The organism is Actinosynnema sp., from assembly GCF_052038725.1.
Map to the genome: position 1 here is coordinate 1 of NZ_JBQGCX010000179.1, position 1,706 is coordinate 1,706.

A 1,706-nucleotide genomic window follows, 5' to 3' on the forward strand; every position below is an offset into this window, starting at 1 on the left:
CCATCGATGAACGGCACCCCCTCCAGGATCCCGGCGGGCAGCGACAGGCCCAGACCGGAGGCGAACACGACCTGCACGACCAGCGCCAGCACCACGGCCAGCCCCAGCGCCTTCCACCAGGTGGCGCCGAGCGTCCACGCCGCCCCGGCGAACAGCAGCGCCGCCGCGACCGGCCACCCGGCCGGCTCGATCAGCACCAGGTGGGCCACCAGGATGGCGACCAGCTTGACCACGGTCAGCCAGTCGGTGCGCACCCCGGCGTCCACGTCCTCGCCGTCCTCGGCCTCGCCGAGCTTGCCGCGCGCGGTGGCGACCACCGCGGCGATCCCGGTGGCGATGAGCAGCGCGCCCACCGCGTAGGGGAACGCCCTTGGCCCGACCGAGCCTGCGACGCCGCGCGCGGCGATCGTGGTCGCGTCGACGAGGGTGAACACGCCGAGCGCCGCGACCAGGGCGCCGAAGACGTACTCCTCGATGCGGGCGGAGATCACTTCTTCACCAGGCCGAGCTCGGTGAGGATCGGCTGCACCCGGCTGATCTCCTCCTTGAGGAAGACCTCGAACTCGGTGCCGCTCAGGAACGTGTCGGTCCAGCCCTTCTTGGCGACCTCGTCCTTCCACTGCTGGCTGGCGCGCATGTCGGTGACCAGCTTGACCAGCTTGTCCTTGGCCTCGGGCGCGAGGTCCTTGGGCGCCACGACGCCGCGCCAGTTGATCAGCTCGACGCCCTGCTCGGCGAGCGTGGGCGCCTTCAGGTCCTCGTGGACCTTGGAGCCGGAGGTGGCCAGCGCGCGCAGCTTGCCCGCCTTGACCTGCTCCCGGTACTCGCCGACGCCGGAGATGCCGACGTCGACCTGGTTGCCCAGCAGCGCGGCCAGGGACTCGCCGCCGCCGGAGTAGGGGACGTAGTTGAGCTTGTCCGGGGTGAGCCCGGCGGACTTGATCAGCATGGCGGCGAGGATGTGGTCGGTGCCGCCCGCCGAACCGCCGGTGAAGCGGACGCCGGTGCCCTTCTCCTTCACCGCGGCGAGCAGGTCGGCCACGGTCTTGAACGGCGAGTCGGCGGGCACGACCACGACCTCGTCCTCGGCGGTGAGGCGGGCGATCGGGGTGGTGTCCTCCATGCGCACGTCGGAGCCGTTGGTCTCGACCGCGCCGACCATGACCAGGCCGGTGACCATCAGGAACGTCTCGGACCTCTCGTTGGCGAGCTTCTTGAGCCCGACCGTGCCGCCCGCGCCGCCCACGTTGCTGACCTGCACGGTCTTGACCAGGTCCGCGCCGGTGATGCTGGCCTGCATGGACCGCGCGGTCTGGTCCCAGCCGCCGCCGGGGTCGGCGGGGGCCATGATCTCCAGGCGGTTCACGGACCCGGCGGCCTTGCCGCCCCCACCGCCGCCGCCAGCGCCGCAGCCCGCCAGCGCCACGCCCGCGGCGATGACCGCCGCGGCGATGCGGGTGTGCTTTCTCGACATGTCGCGCCTCCGCTGTTGCTCCCCGGAGCGACGGTGCTCCGGTTCCGGGGAACGTAGGGGGACGGGAGCAGGTCGGTAAGACATTGGTCGTAAGGGCCGTATTGTTCGTTTAGGTCGTGGCGTCGATCACACCCCTTGGTTCAGAATGCCCAACATGCGCCGCCGTTCGGTCCCCCTGGGTGTCTCCCTGCTCGTGCTGCAGGTGGGCATCGTGCTGCTCACCACCTGCGCG

The 1,706-nt window shown here is 71.2% G+C and carries 2 protein-coding genes; both read right to left on the reverse strand.

From position 1 onward, the window contains the following. The coding region (locus tag ACTUAL_RS03310) for a tripartite tricarboxylate transporter TctB family protein (protein WP_096494759.1) at positions 1-491 on the reverse strand (491 nt) is incomplete at its 3' end. Continuing rightward, on the reverse strand, positions 488-1,474 hold the full coding sequence (locus ACTUAL_RS03315) for a Bug family tripartite tricarboxylate transporter substrate binding protein (RefSeq protein ID WP_096494761.1): 987 nt from the start codon (positions 1,472-1,474) through the stop codon (positions 488-490). The genes ACTUAL_RS03315 and ACTUAL_RS03310, both read right to left, overlap by 4 nt. Between the last annotated feature and the right edge of the window lie 232 nt (positions 1,475-1,706).